The 19,500-nt window shown below is 52.0% G+C and carries 19 protein-coding genes and 1 riboswitch; of the genes, 9 read left to right on the top strand and 10 right to left on the bottom strand.

Features of this window, described 5'->3' with window-relative positions:
- Positions 1 to 98: 98 nt before the first annotated feature.
- Positions 99 to 1,040, top strand: a complete 942-nt coding sequence (locus HV041_RS23475; protein ID WP_121585063.1) for a LysR family transcriptional regulator — start codon at positions 99 to 101, stop codon at positions 1,038 to 1,040.
- A 31-nt stretch (positions 1,041 to 1,071) separates the two neighbouring features.
- On the opposite strand, the gene plsY is transcribed toward HV041_RS23475, so the two are convergent.
- The gene (plsY, locus tag HV041_RS23470; protein ID WP_003024662.1) at positions 1,072 to 1,689 is read right to left on the bottom strand and encodes a glycerol-3-phosphate 1-O-acyltransferase PlsY; all 618 of its coding nucleotides are present in this window, start codon (positions 1,687 to 1,689) and stop codon (positions 1,072 to 1,074) included.
- A gap of 106 nt (positions 1,690 to 1,795) precedes the next feature.
- On the opposite strand from plsY, the gene folB reads away from it, so the two are divergent.
- Complete coding sequence (folB, locus tag HV041_RS23465; RefSeq protein WP_101742464.1) at positions 1,796 to 2,164, top strand: bifunctional dihydroneopterin aldolase/7,8-dihydroneopterin epimerase; 369 nt, start codon at positions 1,796 to 1,798, stop codon at positions 2,162 to 2,164.
- A 90-nt stretch (positions 2,165 to 2,254) separates the two neighbouring features.
- Positions 2,255 to 3,073: an undecaprenyl-diphosphate phosphatase gene (gene bacA, locus HV041_RS23460; RefSeq protein WP_121585062.1), complete on the top strand. Its 819-nt coding sequence runs from the start codon at positions 2,255 to 2,257 to the stop codon at positions 3,071 to 3,073.
- A 97-nt stretch (positions 3,074 to 3,170) separates the two neighbouring features.
- Here the strand turns inward: bacA and HV041_RS23455 are convergent, their stop codons facing one another.
- Both HV041_RS23455 and HV041_RS23450 read right to left on the bottom strand, forming a co-directional pair.
- Positions 3,171 to 4,412: a multifunctional CCA addition/repair protein gene (locus HV041_RS23455; protein ID WP_121585061.1), complete on the bottom strand. Its 1,242-nt coding sequence runs from the start codon at positions 4,410 to 4,412 to the stop codon at positions 3,171 to 3,173.
- A gap of 61 nt (positions 4,413 to 4,473) precedes the next feature.
- Positions 4,474 to 5,094, bottom strand: coding sequence for a TIGR04211 family SH3 domain-containing protein (locus HV041_RS23450; RefSeq protein WP_121585060.1), 621 nt, complete (start codon positions 5,092 to 5,094; stop codon positions 4,474 to 4,476).
- A 241-nt stretch (positions 5,095 to 5,335) separates the two neighbouring features.
- Between HV041_RS23450 and HV041_RS23445 the strand changes: the two genes are divergently transcribed.
- From HV041_RS23445 to hldE, 3 genes are all read left to right on the top strand, one after another.
- Complete coding sequence (locus tag HV041_RS23445) at positions 5,336 to 6,637, top strand: inorganic triphosphatase (protein WP_121585059.1); 1,302 nt, start codon at positions 5,336 to 5,338, stop codon at positions 6,635 to 6,637.
- 92 nt (positions 6,638 to 6,729) lie between these two features.
- Positions 6,730 to 9,570, top strand: a complete 2,841-nt coding sequence (glnE, locus tag HV041_RS23440; RefSeq protein ID WP_121585058.1) for a bifunctional [glutamate--ammonia ligase]-adenylyl-L-tyrosine phosphorylase/[glutamate--ammonia-ligase] adenylyltransferase — start codon at positions 6,730 to 6,732, stop codon at positions 9,568 to 9,570.
- 59 nt (positions 9,571 to 9,629) lie between these two features.
- Positions 9,630 to 11,063: a bifunctional D-glycero-beta-D-manno-heptose-7-phosphate kinase/D-glycero-beta-D-manno-heptose 1-phosphate adenylyltransferase HldE gene (gene hldE, locus HV041_RS23435; protein ID WP_048213251.1), complete on the top strand. Its 1,434-nt coding sequence runs from the start codon at positions 9,630 to 9,632 to the stop codon at positions 11,061 to 11,063.
- Between the two features lie 124 nt (positions 11,064 to 11,187).
- On the opposite strand, the gene HV041_RS24920 is transcribed toward hldE, so the two are convergent.
- The 3 genes from HV041_RS24920 to HV041_RS23420 form a co-directional block, all read right to left on the bottom strand.
- Positions 11,188 to 11,247, bottom strand: a complete 60-nt coding sequence (locus HV041_RS24920; RefSeq protein ID WP_137346154.1) for a type I toxin-antitoxin system Ibs family toxin — start codon at positions 11,245 to 11,247, stop codon at positions 11,188 to 11,190.
- Between the two features lie 211 nt (positions 11,248 to 11,458).
- Positions 11,459 to 13,138: a flotillin family protein gene (locus tag HV041_RS23425; protein WP_121585057.1), complete on the bottom strand. Its 1,680-nt coding sequence runs from the start codon at positions 13,136 to 13,138 to the stop codon at positions 11,459 to 11,461.
- 24 nt (positions 13,139 to 13,162) lie between these two features.
- Positions 13,163 to 13,792 carry an OB-fold-containig protein gene (locus tag HV041_RS23420; RefSeq protein WP_048213249.1) on the bottom strand — a complete coding sequence of 210 codons (630 nt, stop codon included), beginning with the start codon at positions 13,790 to 13,792 and terminating at the stop codon, positions 13,163 to 13,165.
- Between the two features lie 260 nt (positions 13,793 to 14,052).
- On the opposite strand from HV041_RS23420, the gene glgS reads away from it, so the two are divergent.
- Positions 14,053 to 14,259 (top strand): cell surface composition regulator GlgS, encoded by a 207-nt coding sequence (gene glgS, locus HV041_RS23415; RefSeq protein ID WP_086523459.1) that lies wholly within the window; start codon positions 14,053 to 14,055, stop codon positions 14,257 to 14,259.
- 33 nt (positions 14,260 to 14,292) lie between these two features.
- Here glgS and ubiK read toward each other — a convergent pair whose 3' ends face one another.
- Positions 14,293 to 14,589, bottom strand: coding sequence for a ubiquinone biosynthesis accessory factor UbiK (gene ubiK / locus HV041_RS23410; RefSeq protein WP_048213247.1), 297 nt, complete (start codon positions 14,587 to 14,589; stop codon positions 14,293 to 14,295).
- 132 nt (positions 14,590 to 14,721) lie between these two features.
- A riboswitch (FMN riboswitch) is annotated at positions 14,722 to 14,871 on the top strand.
- A 107-nt stretch (positions 14,872 to 14,978) separates the two neighbouring features.
- On the opposite strand from ubiK, the gene ribB reads away from it, so the two are divergent.
- Positions 14,979 to 15,632 (top strand): 3,4-dihydroxy-2-butanone-4-phosphate synthase, encoded by a 654-nt coding sequence (gene ribB, locus HV041_RS23405; protein WP_048213246.1) that lies wholly within the window; start codon positions 14,979 to 14,981, stop codon positions 15,630 to 15,632.
- Positions 15,633 to 15,715: 83 nt separating this feature from the next.
- Here ribB and dsbI read toward each other — a convergent pair whose 3' ends face one another.
- The 3 genes from dsbI to HV041_RS23390 are packed head-to-tail and all read right to left on the bottom strand — an operon-like array spanning position 15,716 to position 18,896.
- Entirely contained in the window at positions 15,716 to 16,393 is a 678-nt protein-coding gene (gene dsbI, locus HV041_RS23400) for a protein-disulfide oxidoreductase DsbI (protein ID WP_121585056.1), read from the bottom strand.
- Between the two features lie 14 nt (positions 16,394 to 16,407).
- On the bottom strand, positions 16,408 to 17,076 hold the full coding sequence (locus HV041_RS23395; RefSeq protein ID WP_061068601.1) for a thiol:disulfide interchange protein DsbA/DsbL: 669 nt from the start codon (positions 17,074 to 17,076) through the stop codon (positions 16,408 to 16,410).
- A gap of 23 nt (positions 17,077 to 17,099) precedes the next feature.
- Positions 17,100 to 18,896: an aryl-sulfate sulfotransferase gene (locus HV041_RS23390; protein ID WP_101742471.1), complete on the bottom strand. Its 1,797-nt coding sequence runs from the start codon at positions 18,894 to 18,896 to the stop codon at positions 17,100 to 17,102.
- Positions 18,897 to 19,290: 394 nt separating this feature from the next.
- Here HV041_RS23390 and HV041_RS23385 point away from each other — a divergent pair, with 394 nt between their 5' ends.
- Positions 19,291 to 19,467, top strand: a complete 177-nt coding sequence (locus HV041_RS23385; protein WP_071887388.1) for a hypothetical protein — start codon at positions 19,291 to 19,293, stop codon at positions 19,465 to 19,467.
- Positions 19,468 to 19,500: the final 33 nt, after the last annotated feature.

The following is a 19,500-nucleotide window of genomic DNA, read 5'->3' as shown; positions in this document are numbered from 1 at the left end:
AATGATGTCCAGATAAGGCAATAAAAATTGCGCCAGGGCAGGGTTTAATACGTATGGGAGAATTACACTGCGGTTAACCACATTACGGATTACCGATCATGCTGAACACGTATCCCCTGGCGAAAGACCTGCAGGTGCTGGTTGAAATTGTGCATAGCGGCAGTTTCAGCGCCGCCGCTGCGACGCTGGGGCAAACGCCGGCGTTTGTGACGAAACGCATTCAGATCCTTGAGTCCACACTAGGGGCTACGTTGCTAAGCCGCTCTGCGCGTGGCGTAGCGCTCACTGAGAGTGGTCAACGTTGCTATGAACATGCGCAGGCGATCCTCGCAGGTTATCAGCATCTGGTCGATGACGTTACGCAACTCAAAACGCGTCCGGCAGGGATGATTCGTATCGGCTGTAGCTTTGGTTTTGGGCGCAGTTATATTGCACCGGCAATTACCGAATTGATGCATAGCTATCCGGAATTACAGGTGCATTTTGAACTTTACGATCGGCAAATTGATTTGGCGCAGGATAATATCGATTTGGATATTCGTATTAATGATGAAATTCCGGATTATTATATTGCGCATTTGTTAACGAAAAACAAAAGAATATTGTGTGCGGCCCCGACGTATTTACAAAAATACGGTGAGCCGATGACGTTACAGGAATTAATTCGGCATGATTGTCTGGTCACCAAAGAACGGGATATGACTCACGGGGTGTGGGAACTGGATAACGGCCAGGAGAAAAAGTCGGTTAAGGTGGCGGGACATCTTTCCTCTAACAGCGGTGAGATTGTGCTGCAGTGGGCGCTGCAGGGAAAAGGGATCATGCTGCGTTCTGAATGGGACGTACAACCGTTTCTGGCTAGCGGTGAACTGGTGCGGGTGCTACCGGACTATGCGCAAAGCGCCAATATCTGGGCGGTTTATCAGGAGCCGTTGTATCGCAGCGTGAAGCTTCGCGTGTGCGTGGAGTTTCTGGCGACGTGGTGTCAGAACCGATTAGGCAAACCGGTGGAGGGGTATCACATCCCCGAGGCCGGATAAGACGCCGACGCGTCGCTATCCGACAATAAAATCACTCGGGGTCTTTTTCGCGTTTTTTCTTTAGCTTGGTCCAGATCTTCGGCTCCTGACGACGCCACAGACGCTGAATGTTGTCATGGTGACGAAGCAGAATTAAGCACGACAACATGGACACCGGGAAAGTGAACTGGGGATTGAACCACCAGACGTAAAAAGGGGCGATCAGCGCACTGACGATAGCGCCTAACGACGAATAGCCGCTTAACAGGACGGTTAGTAGCCAGGTTCCGGCCATCACGCCGGTTAAGTCCCAGCCAATCGGCGCAATTGCGCCAAAGGCGGTGGCAACGCCTTTTCCACCTTTAAAGCCGAAAAATACCGGCCAAATGTGTCCCAGACAGGCGGCGATTGCGATCAATCCCAGCCAGAAGGGGCTGACGCCTAGCGCATAGGCACCCCAGACGGGTAACATACCTTTCAGGACGTCGAAAATCAGTACCGCGACGGCGGCTCCCTTGCCACCGATGCGCAGCACGTTTGTCGCGCCCGGATTCCCAGAGCCGCTGTCGCGCGGGTCCGGCAATCCAGCAAGGCGGCATACCAGAATAGCACTGGAAATTGAGCCACAGAGGTACGCGAAGATAATCATTCCAGGCGCGATTGCACTCATAAGCTGTTCCGTTTTGAAAATGTCGTGTAAAACGCTACTTCTGTGGATAATACGCATATTTCGCCGGAAGTGGTATCCGGGTTAGCCAAAAAGCAGGCAGGTCGTGATGGATATTGTATTTATAGAGCAACTTTCTGTAATCACCACTATTGGTGTTTACGACTGGGAACAAACGATCGAACAACGGTTGGTGTTCGATATCGAAATGGCATGGGATAACCGCAAAGCGGCGAAAAGCGATGATGTGGCTGATTGCCTGAGCTATGCTGATATTGCTCAAACGGTTGTTAACCATGTGGAAGGCGGGCGTTTTGCGCTGGTAGAACGTGTGGCGGAAGAGGTGGCGGATCTGCTACTTAACCGCTTTAATTCTCCGTGGGTGCGCATCAAGCTGAGCAAACCTGGTGCGGTGGCCCGTGCGGCAAACGTCGGGGTCGTTATTGAGCGTGGCAATAATCTGAAAGAAAATAATTAATTTAATAATTTCTAAATCAAACGGGTATAAAAGAGTCCTGACGTCGGCTCTTTTTTGCCGTGTTTTTTCTCTTTCGTTAGGGGTTTATTGATGAGTGATATGCACTCGCTGCTGGTGGCGGCAATTTTGGGTGTGGTCGAAGGGCTGACGGAGTTCCTACCCGTTTCCAGTACCGGCCATATGATAATTGTTGGCCACTTGTTAGGTTTTGAGGGCGATACCGCAAAAACGTTTGAAGTCGTGATCCAACTGGGTTCCATTCTGGCGGTAGTGGTGATGTTCTGGCGACGTCTGTTTGGTTTAATTGGCATTCACTTTGACAAGGCCCCGCATGAAGGTACTGGTAAAGGTCGGCTGACGCTGGGGCATATCCTGTTGGGGATGATTCCAGCCGTTGTCCTGGGGCTGGTCTTCCACGACACCATCAAGTCACTGTTTAATCCGATCAACGTGATGTATGCGCTGGTGGTGGGGGGCGTGCTGCTGATTGTCGCAGAGTGCCTCAAACCGAAAGAGCCGCGCGCGCCGGGTCTGGATGATATGACGTATCGACAGGCGTTTATGATTGGCTGTTTCCAGTGTCTGGCGCTATGGCCTGGTTTTTCTCGTTCCGGTGCGACGATTTCTGGCGGTATGCTGATGGGGGTGAGCCGTTACGCGGCCTCTGAATTCTCTTTCCTGCTGGCGGTGCCGATGATGATGGGCGCGACGGCGCTGGATCTCTACAAGAGCTGGTCGTTCCTTAGCGCATCAGATATCCCAATGTTTGCCGTCGGCTTTGTGACCGCGTTTATTGTGGCGCTGGTGGCGATCAAAACCTTCCTGCAGCTGATTAAGCGTATCTCGTTCATTCCGTTTGCGATTTACCGCTTTGTTGTGGCGGCTGCCGTCTATGTGGTTTTTTTCTGATCGCCACTAAATGCCGGATGGCGCTGCGCTTATCCGGCCTGCGGGCGCAATATGTAGGCCGGATAAGGCATTTATGCCGCCATTCGGCAACGCCAGTTTAATGGGCAGGTTTCGGGCACCGCTTCTCCTTCCAGTTGGCCACCGCCGCGATGCGGCGTCGGGTCAGTTCTTCACGAATTGCCTGACCTTTGAATCCCGCTTCCACGACATCTTTCGTGGGTACCGCCTGCGCAACCTGCCAGGCTTCGCGCAACAGCCTGCCTTGCGGGTAATCCGCCGCTTCAAAACCGGTTCGCCCACGTACGTCGGCCTCACTGGTCAGGGCGATTTGCTCCACGCGCTGCGGTTTGCGCCACGCATCGATGGAATCAAACAGCTTAACGATGGTTTTCGGTTGCAGGATCGGGAAGGTATGAATCAGGTCGTGGAACTCGGCTACCAGTTTGGCTAAGTCGCGGATGTCATTCGGCACGCGCAGGCGCTGACACAGTTGCTCGACCAGCTTAACGCCCGCCGGACCGTGGCCATGATGGCGCGGCCATAGCGCTTTAGGCGTTAATGCTTTACCGAGATCGTGACACAGCGTGGCGAAACGCACGTCGACCTCCGGACTTAACATGGCTGCCATCGACAGCGTCATCAGCGTGTGAATGCCGGTGTCAATTTCCGGGTGCCACTGCGCGGGCGCGGGAACGCCGAACAGAGCATCTACTTCCGGGAACAGCACGCGCAGGGCATCGCAATCGCGCAGGACCTGAAAAAATACCTGTGGGTTGCGGGTGGTTAAGGCGCTTTCTGTCTCTTTCCACACGCGTTCTGGCGTCAGGTGTTCCAGCTCGCCAGCGGCGTTCATGTCGCGCATCAGCGTCATGGTTTCGTCAGCGATACGAAAGCCGAGGTGCGCATAGCGAGCAGCAAAGCGCGCCACGCGCAGAACGCGTAGCGGATCTTCGCTAAAAGCCGGGGAAACATGACGCAGCAGGCGGTTTTCCAGATCGTCGCGCCCGTTATACGGGTCGATAATCTCCCCGTTGTCATCGCGGGCCATTGCGTTGATGGTCAGGTCGCGCCGCTGAAGATCGGCTTCCAGCGTCACATCTGGCGCGGCATAACAGGTGAATCCGGTGTAACCTGAGCCCGATTTTCGTTCGGTGCGCGCCAGCGCATACTCTTCTCGGGAGTGTGGGTGGAGAAACACGGGGAAATCGCGGCCTACCTGCTGATAGCCCGCGTCAAGCATCTCCTGCGGCGTGGCACCGACAACGACCCAATCTTTATCTTTAATCGGTAGCCCTAATAACGCATCCCGAACAGCACCACCGACCAGATAAATCTTCACGCCACTTTCCTTTTGAAAAAAACATCCCTTAATCATATGTCAGTGTGGCGGAGAAGGCGATTCAGTTCATCCAGCGATCTTTGCGTTTACGGCTTGGGATCATGTGCGGCAGAACCAGACCGAGCAGCAGACCAAGACCCAGCACGCCGCCGCCATACATAAACCATTGCATGATGATAGTACGCTGTTTGTCATCAAGCTGAAGGTTGGCTGCGCTTACCTTCTTTTGCGCCACGATAAGCTCGTTCTTCAGCTTCTGGTTTTCTTCTTTCAACCCGTCGATCACGCTGTCGCTTTGCGATACTTTTTGCTGCATATCGGCGGTACGCTGATTCCATGTGGTATCGATATTATTGAGCTTATCGGTCAGTGTTTTAACCTGGTTTTCCAGATCGGGTACACGGGTACGCAGGCTTGGCGTACTGTTCAGCTCTTTCAGTGGGATCCAGGCGGTACGTCCGGTGCTGTCTTTCACCTGGGCGTAGTTGGTGTTGGCATCGGTCTGTAATAGCGTGACTTCCTCGCCGGCGTTAACCGTACCCACGAGGCGATAATTATCTCCCGGACCGCTGCGGACCCAGGTGTTCAGTTCGTCAGAGACATAGCGCTTCTCTTCGGCATGAGAGACTGCAGTGGCGCTAAGTACGAGTAAAGTTAATCCAATCAGGCGTAATTTTGGCATCAGGCTGTCGTTATTGTCATAGAAAGTGGAACGATAGTAGTGGCATCAGTGTCTCTACGCAAAGCATTCGACATCAATCGGAATCATCTGTGTCCTTTTTGCCACCACCCGAAACTTTTACGCCCGTCAAATTGCTCGTTGCATGGCAATTTGGCGCAAAATACTATCTACTGACCATAAAGAACGAACTTAGTTCGCAGTCAGTTTTCTCAACTGTGACATAACCCATAAGTACAAGACCATGGCCCAGGAAATCGAATTAAAATTTATCGTTAATAGTGACGCTGTCGATGCGCTACGTGAACGTCTGAATACGCTGGGGGGAGAGCATCATGCGCCCAGCCAGTTGCTGAATATTTACTACGAAACGCCGGATGCGTGGTTGCGTGGTCACGATATGGGGCTGCGTATTCGCGGTGAAAACGGTCATTACGAAATGACCATGAAAATTGCCGGACGCGTGACGGGCGGACTGCACCAGCGGCCGGAATATAACGTTGCACTAAACGCGCCTGAGCTGGATCTCACCTTGTTCCCAACGGAAGTCTGGCCTGATGGCGAGCTGCCCGCTGAACTTGCTTCTCAAGTGCAGCCGTTGTTCAGCACCGATTTTTACCGTGAGAAATGGTTGGTTGATGTTGATGGCAGCCGTATTGAAATGGCCCTCGATCTGGGGGAAGTGAAAGCGGGCGAGTTTGCAGAACCTATCTGTGAGCTTGAACTTGAGCTGTTAAGCGGCGATACCCTGGCGGTACTGAAGCTGGCAAATCAGCTGGTTTCGCAGGCCGGTTTACGCCAGGGCAGCTTGAGCAAAGCGGCGCGCGGCTATCATCTGGCTCAGGGGAATGCGCCGCGCGAACTCAAACCGACGCGGATTTTAAAGGTTCCGGCGAAGGCGAGCATTGAGCAGGGGCTGGAAGCGGCGCTGGAGCTGGCATTATCACAGTGGCAGTACCATGAAGAGCTGTGGGTACGCGGCGTCAAAGGGGCGAAAGCCGAGGTGCTGGCGGCAATGGGGCTGGTGCGTCACATTCTGATGTTGTTTGGCGGTAATGTGCCACGAAAAGCGAGCGCTCACTTACGTGAGTTGCTGACCCAATCGGAAGCGATCATTGCGTCGGACGTTTCTGCTATTTCGGCGGTTTACAGCACCCAAACGGCAATGGCCAAACTGGCGTTAACCGAATGGCTGGTGGCCAAAGGGTGGCAGCCGTTCCTGGATGCGAAGGCGCAGGGCAAAATTGCCGACTCCTTTAAGCGTTTCTCGGATACGCATCTCTCACGCCATGCCGCTGAACTGAAAACCACTTTCGCTCAGCCGTTGGGCGATAAGTACGTCGATCAGCTACCGCGCCTGACGCGCAACATTGATAGCATGCTGATGCTGGCGGGATACTACGACGAAAATGTTGCATCGGAATGGATCGCCAACTGGCAGGGCTTACGTCGCGCCATTATAGCTAACCAATATATTGAAATTGAACACTTCCGCAACGAGGCGATCGCGCTGGAGCCGTTCTGGCTGCACAGCGGAAAACGATAATCAGGGTTGAGGCCGGGATGCCTGATGGCGCTGCGCTTATCAGGCCTACGAGGCCATACCATGAGCCTCAATACGCAAAGGATGTCCCATACATGAAGCAGCTCTCTTCACCGTTACAGCAGTACTGGCCGACCGTTGTTGAGCGGCTGCCAGCAGCAATCTCTGAGTCCTCGCTTAGCGTGCAGGCGAAGTCAGTGCTTACATTCAGTGATTTTGTCCGCGACAGCATGATTGCCCATCCCGAATGGCTGGTTGAGCTGGAAAGTGTGCCACCTCAGGCGGATGAATGGCAACACTATGCCGAGTGGTTGCAGCAAGCATTGGTTGGCGTTGGCGATGAAAACACGCTGATGCGCGAGCTGCGCCTGTTTCGCCGCCGCATCATGGTGCGTATTGCCTGGGCGCAGACGCTGTCGCTGGTGACGGAAGAGAGTATTTTGCAGCAGTTAAGCCATCTGGCTGAAACGCTGATTGTCGCCGCACGCGACTGGTTGTATGACGCCTGCTGTCGAGAGTGGGGTACGCCCTGTAATTCTGAAGGTGTGGCGCAGCCGCTGCTGATTTTAGGTATGGGAAAACTCGGCGGCGGCGAGCTGAATTTTTCCTCCGATATCGACCTGATTTTTGCCTGGCCGGAACACGGCAGCACACAGGGTGGGCGCCGCGAGCTGGATAACGCCCAGTTCTTTACTCGTATGGGCCAGCGGCTTATCAAAGTGCTGGATCAGCCCACAATGGATGGGTTTGTCTATCGGGTGGATATGCGTTTACGCCCGTTTGGCGACAGCGGCCCGCTGGTGCTGAGCTTCTCTGCGCTGGAGGATTATTACCAGGAGCAAGGGCGCGACTGGGAACGCTATGCGATGGTCAAAGCCCGCATTATGGGCGATTCTGACGGTACTTACGTCAGCGAGCTTCGCGCGATGCTGCGACCTTTTGTCTTCCGCCGCTATATTGATTTTAGCGTGATCCAGTCTCTGCGTAACATGAAAGGGATGATTGCCCGAGAAGTGCGCCGTCGTGGCCTGAAAGACAACATTAAGCTGGGGGCGGGCGGCATTCGTGAAATCGAATTTATCGTGCAGGTATTCCAGCTTATTCGCGGTGGGCGGGAGCCGTCGCTGCAATCCCGCTCGCTGTTACCCACGCTCAGTGCCATCAATGAATTACACCTGCTGTCTGATACCGACGCGGAACAACTGCGCGCAGCCTATCTCTATTTACGCCGCCTGGAAAACCTGCTGCAAAGCATCAATGATGAACAGACCCAAACGCTGCCGGGCGATGAACTGAATCGCGCGCGACTGGCGTGGGGGATGAACGTTGATGACTGGCAGCAATTAACCGATGTACTGGCCAATCATATGGACAACGTACGCCGGGTATTTAACGAGCTGATTGGCGATGACGAGGCCGAAACCCAGGAAGAGTCACTCTCAGAACAGTGGCGCGAACTGTGGCAGGACGCATTACAGGAAGATGATACCACGCCGGTGCTGACGCATCTGGCGGATGAAGATCGCCGGCGCGTGCTGTCTCTGATTGCCGATTTCCGCAAAGAGCTGGATAAACGCACCATTGGCCCGCGCGGACGTCAGGTGCTGGATCATTTAATGCCGCATCTGTTGAGCGATGTCTGTACGCGTGACGACGCCTCAATACCGCTGTCGCGCATCACACCGCTGCTGGTGGGCATTGTGACCCGCACGACCTATCTGGAGCTGCTGAGTGAATTCCCGGGAGCGCTTAAGCACCTGATTTCGCTCTGTGCCGCCTCGCCGATGATTGCCAGCCAGCTGGCGCGCTATCCGCTGTTGCTCGATGAACTGCTGGATCCGAACACCCTGTATCAACCCACCGCGACGGATGCCTACCGCGATGAGCTGCGCCAGTATTTGCTGCGCGTACCGGAAGATGACGAAGAGCAGCAACTGGAGGCACTGCGCCAGTTTAAACAAACGCAGCTTTTGCGAATTGCGGCGGCTGATATTGCCGGTACGCTGCCAGTGATGAAAGTGAGCGATCACTTAACCTGGCTGGCGGAAGCGATTATCGATGCGGTAGTCCAGCAGGCGTGGACGCAGATGGTTGCTCGCTACGGGCAGCCAACGCATCTTGGTGAACGTGAGGGGCGCGGTTTTGCCGTCGTCGGCTATGGCAAACTGGGCGGCTGGGAACTGGGCTACAGTTCGGATCTCGATTTGATCTTCCTGCATGATTGTCCGATGGACGTGATGACGGACGGTGAGCGTGAGATTGACGGGCGACAGTTCTATCTGCGTCTGTCGCAGCGCATTATGCACCTTTTCAGCACCCGCACCTCGTCCGGTATTTTGTACGAAGTGGATGCGCGGCTGCGTCCATCCGGCGCGGCGGGAATGCTGGTGACCTCAACAGATGCTTTCGCTGACTACCAGCGTAACGAAGCCTGGACGTGGGAACATCAGGCGCTGGTGCGTGCTCGCGTGGTATACGGCGACCCGCAGTTGACCTCTCAGTTTGATGCGATTCGTCGCGATATCATGACCCTCGTCCGTGATGGGAAAACCTTGCAGACCGACGTGCGTGAAATGCGTGAGAAAATGCGCGCCCATTTGGGCAATAAGCATCGGGATCGTTTTGATATTAAAGCGGATGAGGGTGGCATCACAGACATTGAGTTTATTACGCAGTATCTGGTGTTGCGCTATGCGCATGAAAAACCGAAGCTGACGCGCTGGTCGGATAATGTGCGCATTCTGGAATTACTGGCGCAAAACGACATTATGGATGAGCAGGAAGCGCTGGCGCTTACCCGCGCTTATACAACGCTGCGCGATGAACTTCACCATCTTGCGTTGCAGGAACTTCCGGGCCATGTAGCGCCTGAACACTTCAGTGCTGAACGTACGCTGGTGCGTGACAGCTGGCAGAAGTGGCTGGTTGCCGAGTGAAGTGTGCTATTATCGCGCGCAAATTTTAAGACCCTCAGAGAATCTCTCAGGAGACAGGAATGAAAGTAACGCTGCCAGAGTTTGAACGTGCAGGAGTCATGGTTGTCGGTGATGTGATGCTGGATCGCTACTGGTACGGCCCTACCAGCCGTATTTCACCTGAAGCGCCGGTTCCGGTGGTGAAGGTCGATACCATCGAAGAACGTCCCGGTGGCGCAGCAAACGTGGCGATGAACATTGCCTCTCTGGGCGCAAATTCTCGTCTGGTGGGTTTGACTGGTATCGACGACGCGGCGCGTGCGCTGAGCAAAACGCTGGCGGATGTGAACGTAAAATGCGACTTCGTTTCCGTGCCGACGCATCCGACAATCACCAAACTACGCGTACTTTCCCGTAACCAGCAGTTGATTCGCCTGGATTTCGAAGAAGGTTTTGAAGGCGTAGATCCGCAACCGCTGCACGAGCGTATTAATCAGGCGCTGGGTTCTATCGGCGCTCTGGTGCTCTCTGACTACGCCAAAGGCGCGTTGGCAAGCGTGCAGCAAATGATTGCTCTGGCGCGTAAGGCTGGCGTGCCGGTGCTTATCGATCCGAAAGGGACCGATTTTGAACGTTACCGCGGCGCAACGCTGCTAACGCCGAACCTGTCTGAGTTTGAAGCGGTCGCCGGTAAATGCAAAAGCGAAGATGAACTGGTTGAGCGCGGCATGAAAGTGATTGCTGATTTCGACCTTTCCGCACTGCTGATTACCCGTTCAGAACAGGGGATGACGTTGCTGCAACCGGGCAAATCGCCACTGCATATGCCGACGCAGGCGCAGGAAGTGTATGACGTGACCGGTGCGGGCGATACGGTAATCGGTGTGCTGGCGGCGACGCTGGCGGCGGGTAATTCGCTGGAAGAGGCGTGCTATTTTGCTAACGCTGCAGCCGGTGTCGTGGTCGGTAAACTGGGAACCTCCACCGTTTCTCCGATTGAACTGGAAAACGCCGTGCGTGGCCGGGCTGATACTGGTTTTGGCGTGATGAGCGAATCTGAGCTGAAACAGGCCGTCGCCAGCGCCCGCAAGCGCGGTGAGAAAGTGGTGATGACTAACGGCGTGTTCGACATCCTGCATGCGGGCCATGTCTCCTATCTGGCAAATGCGCGCAAGCTGGGCGATCGCCTGATCGTGGCGGTAAACAGCGATGCGTCGACCAAACGTCTGAAAGGCGAAACGCGTCCGGTCAACCCGCTGGAACAGCGCATGATCGTGTTGGGCGCGCTGGAATCCGTCGACTGGGTGGTCTCTTTTGAAGAGGATACGCCGCAGCGTCTGATCGCTGGCATCCTGCCGGATCTGCTGGTCAAAGGCGGCGACTATAAGCCAGAGGATATTGCGGGCAGCAAAGAGGTATGGGCCAACGGCGGAGAAGTGTTGGTGCTGAACTTCGAAGATGGTTGTTCGACGACCAATATCATCAAGAAGATCCAGAAAGACAGCGATAAATAACAAATGCTGGAAACGGGTCAAACTTTTCGTTTCTGTGCGTTTCCCGCTGTTGACGCTGCTGTTTTTTCGACCTAAAGTACAGGAATAAGGGTGAGAGGGGATTTCTCCCCCCTCTGATTGACTGTTAGTAAGCGTGGAAACTTAACAGTAACAGCACAACCAGTATGATGACTCGCTTCATCATAACCCTTTCCTTATTAAAGCCCCTTCTTCGAGAGGGGCTTTCTCGTTGCAGCCCCTTGCTGACCAAGCGATTGTTAGTGAGCGACCTGACAGGCGCAAGGGCTTTCTCCCGCAGGTTTTTTATTGCTGGAGCATCCACGCAAAACGGCGCGCCAGAATAAAAAATCCCCGGCTTTATGGGCCAGGGACGGGGGACATAAGGGCAGAAGTCGTTATTCTTCTTTTATCGTTGTCTGATGGTTAACGTCGACTGTTGTCGTGGCGTTTAACTGAGTGGTAAGCGCATTTAGCGAACCGCCAGACAAACCAATTTCATTTAACAGCGAGTCAATCAGCGGCGCTTGTGTACGATAGGCAAGGGCGGCTGATAATGCCTGCTCAGCCAAATTTCCACCGCTTACGTTACCTGCATTCACTTCACCGACGGCGCCACCACGATTCAGGCCATCAACCTGGATAATCTTGATCCCATCGATAGACTTCATTGGCTCAACGGATTTCTCAATAACCGCTGGCAGAGACTGCAGCAGAGCCAGCTTAAATTTCAGGCTGGTCTGTTCGTCGGAAAGCACGTTGATGGCATCGTTGAGCGCACGCTGGGCTTCGGCTTCTGCGAGACCTTTTTTGCGCGTCGCTTCGGCCAGTTCAACAATTGCCGCCGCCTGCAATTCTGCGGCTTCTTTTTCGGCTTTTGCCCGCACGGTCAGTTCAACTGCCTGGGTTTCTGCATCCTGCGCCGCGGCGATCAGCGCGACCTGTTTGGCACGATCCGCTTCCGCGGTCTGGCGGGTGGTTTCTACGTTCTGCTGGGCGCGAACCGCTTCGGCCAGCGCATCGTTAGCTCGCGCTTCAGCCTGAGACTGTTGCTCGGACTTGGCAGCAATGGCGATGGACTTGGTTTGGTTGGCTATCTCCGTTGCCTGCTGCTGTTCGATCTCTTTGATACGAACTTCACGCTCGGCCTCGACTTTTCTGGATCGCACCGCCTGCTCGCGCTCGATTTCTGTTTCCTGAATCTGGCGTTCGGCAAGGATACGCGTCTGTTCAGCTTCACGATGACGTTCGGCTTCGAAGGCGGCGATTTTGGCGTTTTGCTCGGCCGTGCGGGTTTTCACCTGCTGCTCCTGCTCGAGCGTCATGAAGGCTTCCTGCTGCTCGATCTCCAGCTTGCGCGACAGCGCATCACGGTTTTTCTCACGCACTGCAACTTCAACGTCCTGTTCGACTTCGTTACGTTCGCGGCGACGGCGTTCTGTTTCCTGGGTCAGCTTGGTCAGACCCTCGGCATCAAAGGCGTTATTCGGGTTGAAATGGACTTTTTCGGTCTGGTTAAAGTTGGTGAGTGAAACGCTCTCCAGTTCCAGGCCGTTTTTGGATAGATCTTCCGCGACGGTATTTTGTACGCCCTGAACGAAGTTTTCACGCGTATCCTGCAGTTCATGCATGGTCATCTGCGACGCAGTGGCACGCAGGGCATCGACAAACTTATCTTCTATTAGCACACGTAAATCCTCTGGTGACAGCGTCCGCTGCCCCAGGGTCTGTGCGGCGGTAGCAATCCCTTCAACAGACGGTTTTACACGCACGAAAAAGGCGACGACGACATCCACACGCATACGGTCTTTAGTGATGAGGCTGTCGACAGTCGAACGGCTCACCTCAAGTTTGAGGGTGTTCATGTTGATAGGAATAATTTCGTGGAAGATGGGCATGACAATTGCGCCACCGCTCATCACCACCTTTTGCCCGCCAAGTCCGGTACGTACAAACGCCTGTTCAGCTGACGCGCGGCGATACAGGCGGGCAAAGATAATCCCGATAATTAATAAGACGACCACCGCCACAATAGCGGTAAACATCCATGAAGGTAACATGCCAAAAACATCATCCATTGTGTTATTCCCTTAAAGTAAAAATTACAAAACATTTGGCCAGGGGTTTAGCTCGGCCAGGTAACGCGTTGCGGAGAGTCGGCAGATAATCAGCACCTTGTCTCCTTTTTTGAATTCTTTGCCTGCTTCAGGCTCTAGTAGCACATAGTGGGTCTGCCCGAACTTATCGGTAAATTTCCCTTCGCATGGGGTTCCGGCACTTGCGGAATGTCCGGTAATAATCGCCATGCTGCCGATAAACTCATCTTCTGCGAGAGCGGTGGTTTCATCCCGTGGCAGCCAGGGAGCAATGATTTTTCCGCTGTAATGCACGGCGAAGACGGCAAGAATAAAACTCACCGGAGCAAGCAGCAGGTTGCTGAGCGGAGCTTGCCACAGTGTGACCGAACCATGTTGAAGAAGGATGCCGAAGAGTCCAAAGAAGCCAGCGAGTAAGCACAGCACGATCAGTGCGGGAATACGTCCGATATTCAAATAGTGCAGCGCTTGTCCAATATTGCCTGAAGTCAGGGCATCGTAGTGATCGAGATGCGCATCCAGTGCGCCCGAAAGGAAGTGCCCGAAAACAAGAGAGATGACTTCCAGTAAGCCAATCAGCAGGACAAATGAAATAGCAAACAGGTAGGGTCCGTTATAATCCGTGAATAAAACCAACTTTCTTCCTCCTGCGACCGCGTTCCCTGATAGTGTCAAAAGTAATGGTTTCACCTCTTACTTTTACATGACGTTACAATAACATGCGTCCTCCTGGTCTTGAATCCGAAAAGAGGCTCATCCCCCTCTTAGATTTCGTAGGAAACTGTGAAGCTGAAGGTTTTTTTGCGCACAATATGTGCAGAATATCTTCGCATCCAGGGAAATACTGAAATCAGAAAAAGCATATGGCCTTAGCAGATATTCAATAACTGGAGGGTATGCTCATGAACAGCAGTATGTATTCAATGAATAATTTCGATTTCCTGGCCCGAAGTTTTGCCAGGATGCAGGCTGAGGGCCATCCCGTTGATATCCAGGCGATAACTGGGAATATGGATGAAGAACACCGTAGCTGGTTTTGCAAACGCTATGCACTTTACTGCCAGCAGGCGACGGAGGCCAGGAAGCTGGAACTGGAACACTAACAGAGAAACGGGCCTTGCGGCCCGTTGTCGTTTTTACTCTTGCGGATCGACTGATGGGATCGCCGGGGCAGGCTTAACTTCTGCCGTTGTTTCACGCGATTCCAGCTCAGTCAGGCGTTGCTCAAGCAGCGCCAGCTTCTCACGAGTACGCAGCAAAACCTGAGTCTGTACATCAAACTCTTCACGGCTTACCAGATCCAGACGGGTCAGCTGTGACTGAAGCGTTTGACGAATTTTCTTCTCGACGTCTTCGCCAAACTCGCGGATCCCTTTCGGCATCGACTCATGAACCTGACGAGCAATCTGCTCAATTTTTTTCGGGTCAATCATTGTGGTTTCCCTGAACTGGTACGTGTTGCTGCATATTGTAGTGCGAACTGGCACAGGCATAAACCAGAATTGTGTGAAGCTAAGACGAGCAAAGGCGTTGATGAAGGTAATCAATAGCGTTATAGTTAACTCGCTTATTCTCAGGGCGGGGCGAAATTCCCCACCGGCGGTAAATCAACTGATGTTGAAAGCCCGCGAGCGCTTTTCGTGAATGCGAAAAGGTCAGCAGATCCGGTGTAATTCCGGGGCCGACGGTTAGAGTCCGGATGGGAGAGAGTAACGATCCAGTCGGGCATGGACCCGCTCACGTTATTTTTTTGCCGCTTTGACGGCACTCCTAAGACTGCCCTGATTCTGGTAACCATAAATTTAGTGAGGTTTTTTTTACCATGAATCAGACGCTACTTTCCTCTTTTGGTACGCCTTTCGAACGTGTTGAACATGCGCTTGCTGCACTGCGTGAAGGACGCGGTGTGATGGTGCTTGACGATGAAGACCGTGAAAACGAAGGTGATATGATTTTCCCGGCAGAAACCATGACCGTTGAACAGATGGCGCTGACCATCCGTCACGGTAGCGGTATTGTTTGCCTGTGCATCACTGAAGACCGACGCAAACAGCTCGATCTGCCGATGATGGTGGAAAATAACACCAGCGCTTATGGTACGGGTTTTACCGTGACCATTGAAGCTGCAGAAGGTGTGACTACCGGTGTTTCCGCAGCAGACCGTGTCACTACAGTTCGCGCGGCGATTAAAGATGGCGCTAAACCTTCCGATCTGAATCGCCCGGGTCACGTTTTCCCGCTGCGTGCTCAGGCTGGCGGTGTGTTAACTCGCGGTGGCCACACCGAAGCCACCATCGATCTGGTGACGCTGGCTGGTTTTAAACCGGCTGGTGTGCTGTGCGAATTGACTAATGATGATGGTACTATGGCGCGTGCGCCACAGTGCATTGAGTTTGCCGGCAAGCACAATATGGCTGTAGTCACTATCGAAGATTTAGTGGCTTATCGTCAGGCGCACGAGCGCAAAGCCAGCTAATAGACTATTACCACGTTAGTTGTGGTAAGCATAAAAAACCGAAGCCGTCTTCCTGGCTTCGGTTTTTTTGTTTCTTGCTCCAATTATTTGGTTCTGGTCAGTTTTAAAGCCCAGGCTCCACTCATTATCACCAGCAGTAGTAAACATAAACCAAAGGCCAGCAAACAGGCCTGTGCCATGTTCATAAAATGCCACGGCGGGAGCAGATACCAGCCTTCAGACTGTTGGTATAGATCGATAAACCACTTTTGCGTACTGCTGAGCGCTACGCCATCGGGAACCACGGGGGCGTCATAGCCGCAATCTCCTGTGGGCTTAAACCACTCCGGAGCCCAGTTTGCCAGCGGCAAATTGAAAGGGAATATCGGATCGGTGGAACATCCCTGGACGCCAAACAGCGAGTCCGGATCCGGGTTATGTACAGCATAATGAATGCCGTTAAGTTTGATGGAGAACTTAATGCCCATGATGCTGCCATAAAATGCCGCGATGCAGCCAATAAGCTTCAGAGCAACATTTTTGGGATTTATTGCCGCGATCAATCCACTGAAAACCATCACAAACATGGCGAAGCGAATGTAGACACACTGCTCGCAGGGAGCCATATAGAGATAGATTTGAAAGAATGAGTGCGCCAGTATTATTAACCCGCCCATCGCGCACGCCATCAGTAGCCACAGAAAGCGCCGTTCCTGCCATCTCACCAGCGTATCAACCGGCGTGGTACGTAAGTCCCGCCAAAATCCTTTTATGAAAGCCATAGCCTGGTCCCTGTTTATTTTGTCGCCAGCTCTCTGACAAGCTCAGCCATGGAGTCAATGGATTTGATACTTTTGGTGTAGATCAGGTATTTACCATTAACGACGTAAGCCGGAACCCCCTGAATTTTGGCGACGTCGTATGCCGCTTTCCATTTCTCCAGCGTTTGCTGAACGGTGGGATCTTGCAGCGCGGCGTCAAAATCTGTCTGGCTCATGCCTGCAGCATCCAGACCTGTTTTAATGAATGCGGCCGGATCTTTACCATCTGACCAGCGCTCTTTCTTGTCGTGGTAAGCAGCGTAATAAGCGAATTTCGCTTTTTTGAACTGCGATTTGGCATCAAATAATGAAATCCCTGCGGCCTGATCTTTAGCAATCATTACTGCAAAAACTTCACTGGCCTGTTTACCATATTCCCCTTTGGTTTCCAGATGAAATGGTGTGAAGGTGACGAGATCGGCCACTTTTTCAGAAACCGGGCCAGTCACGGCTTTATCATATTTGTAACAGAACGGACAGGCGTAGCTAAATACTTTGATTAACGTTTTATCAGCATTCGGAATCGGTTTCTCTAAAACCATATAATCAGTGCCTTCTGTAAAAGCGGAGGCGGCAAACGACGTGGCAAGCGCTGCAGTTAATATCACGCTTTTAAATAATGAAGTAATCCATTTAGATGACATAATTAATCCTTAATCTAACGCGATTATTTAAATATGTGTTGTGGGCGGACCAGTAATGCACGGTAGTGAGTTTGGTTTGGCTTATCTGAAAGGACATCAATCTCAACTTTGACTTCTTTGGTCTTGTAGTCAATTTCATTAATTTTGCCAATGGTTGGTTGCCCAACGTCAAATAAATTAATTGAACCACCAAAGCCAAACATGGTGTCACGGTCTTTCTGATATTCGATAACCGAGGTGATGGGACTATAGAAGTCGTAACCGCGTTCTTTGCCGTATTCCCAGATTTGCTGAACGGTACCTTTTTTCTCGTCAATTTTATATTCGACGAAACGGGAATATTTCATCGTCGGCAATGCTGGTTGTTCGAGCCCACGACCATCGCCGTTGTCAAAGATGGTTAATGTCCCTTTGCTCGAGAGCCATGCGGTGTGCTGTGTATAAGTAAAATCGAAATCGGTGTTTTCGCACTTGCCGTTTTCGTCACATTTTAGCGCGTTGCCTTTACCATCAACCGGTTTTAACAGCTTGCTTGCCAGCGCCTTATTCCAGCCTTTCGACGGAGCGAGGATCCATTTCACCTGTTTATCGCGACCGATTTTAACGACGCCCTGATGGCGGGAAGAGATAATAATGGAGTCATCTTTGGCATCATAGGCAATGGAGTTAACGTGCGCCCAGTTACGACCTGCACCCACCCCGAGGGCGTCACCGTAAGGTGTATCTGGCTCCAGTTTCGCCTGTTGACCGGCATGAGCGAGGTCAACGTTGACGCATACCGCGCCTGCGTCCAGTGCACCCAGAAGCGCATCACGCATCGGATCGAGTATTTTTGTCAGATCCCACACGTCAACCACACGGCCGGACTTGTCTACTTCAATTATCTGATCACGGATGGTTTGCACATGGATGCCATCTTCTTTGCGATAATCGCGTTTGCCCACGCGAAGCAGCACGGTGTCGTTGATTGTTTCGATCGATTCATGCGATGCGTCAAGGAATCCGCGCGGTAGCTTATGATCGGCCAGAATCTGCCCCATCATATCGAATTCGTACCAATGCTGACCCTGAACGGCTGTGAAGGTGCCGCGCGGCGTTTCCCGGATACCCATCAAGTAACCGCGCTTATTGATATCCATGTCATGGCCATCGTAGAAGGTATCTTGATCCAGCCACCAACGATATTCACCTTCCGTATCGACGATAAAGGTGAAGGGGGCAATGTCAAAGGGTAATGCCCCGCCCGCAGGACCCGCATCCAGGATGCCGGCATTTTTATCTTTTTCACCATGCCAGTGGAATTCCGCCCCTTGTGCAGTGAAGGTATGGGTATTCACCAGATAGAGACGGTCTTCAAAACCAGGCGCTACCTTAATCACTTTCGTTTGCTGTAAATCGGAAATTGAACGGTTATCCATGTAGTGATTAACGATGGCGGACGTTTGCACCACATAATCATCCTTCATGGCTTTGCCATTTTCTTTATATTCAACGGTGACCTTATTAGCAAACTTTTGATAAAGACCAAAAATAGGCACGCCGTCATAGGTTGCTAACGATTCTTTGCCAACAGTATAAGTAACAGGAACTCCTTTCTCGCCTTTGCCATGAACGGTGACTTTAACATCTGAGATAACGTGGCTGTCTAATTCCACTAACGCGGTAAGCGGGGCGTTTCCATAAGGATCAACGACTATTGCGCCCAGTTTTCCTGCGGGTTGGGCGGGTTGAAAACCCGCGGCAAAAGAGTTTCCTACCGTTAATCCAAACGTCAGTGCCAGAGTGCCTGCGAGAAGCGTTTTTCGATATTGTCTAAACATGGATATATCTCCTTATATTACCTATAAATATAATTATGCTGAATATATTATGTTTTCATGGTGTCGATAAAATATAAAATGGCGTTACTGATTCAACTATTATGGTGAATATATTAATATTGATAAAATGTATTATTTGCAGAAATTATTTTTTATTATTTCCGATAGTATGAGTGAGATATTCTGAGAACAATATTTATTATTGCGTAGTGTGATCTTGTCGACATTGTTTTATTTTCTATAGCGAGTTTGACTATTGGCTTAGCCGCTGATTTATATGATCGAAATCATATATTTGTTTCTGGAATATGCCACTATAGGAGTATGTCAGAATAAGCTTGTGTAAAATTTTAACGTTAAATGTTTAATGATGTTAAATGTTAAGGGTAAAAGAATGTTTATTGCCTGGTATTGGATCGTATTAATTGCATTCGTTGCATTGGGTTATTATTGCCATATGAAGCGTTATTGCCGGGCATTCCGGCAAGACAGAGACGCATTGCTCGAGGCGCGAAACAAACTCTTCCGTCGTTCTGGTGAAGATAACAGCGTGATTAAGGAACAGGAATAGTCCTTCACGTTCTGCTATGGATGAGCGGATGCT

It is taken from the genome of Citrobacter sp. RHBSTW-00029 (assembly GCF_014104295.1).
Taxonomy (GTDB): domain Bacteria; phylum Pseudomonadota; class Gammaproteobacteria; order Enterobacterales; family Enterobacteriaceae; genus Citrobacter; species Citrobacter youngae.
Note: the sequence above shows the minus strand (reverse complement) of the source record. Positions and strands in the feature narration are given on the sequence as shown.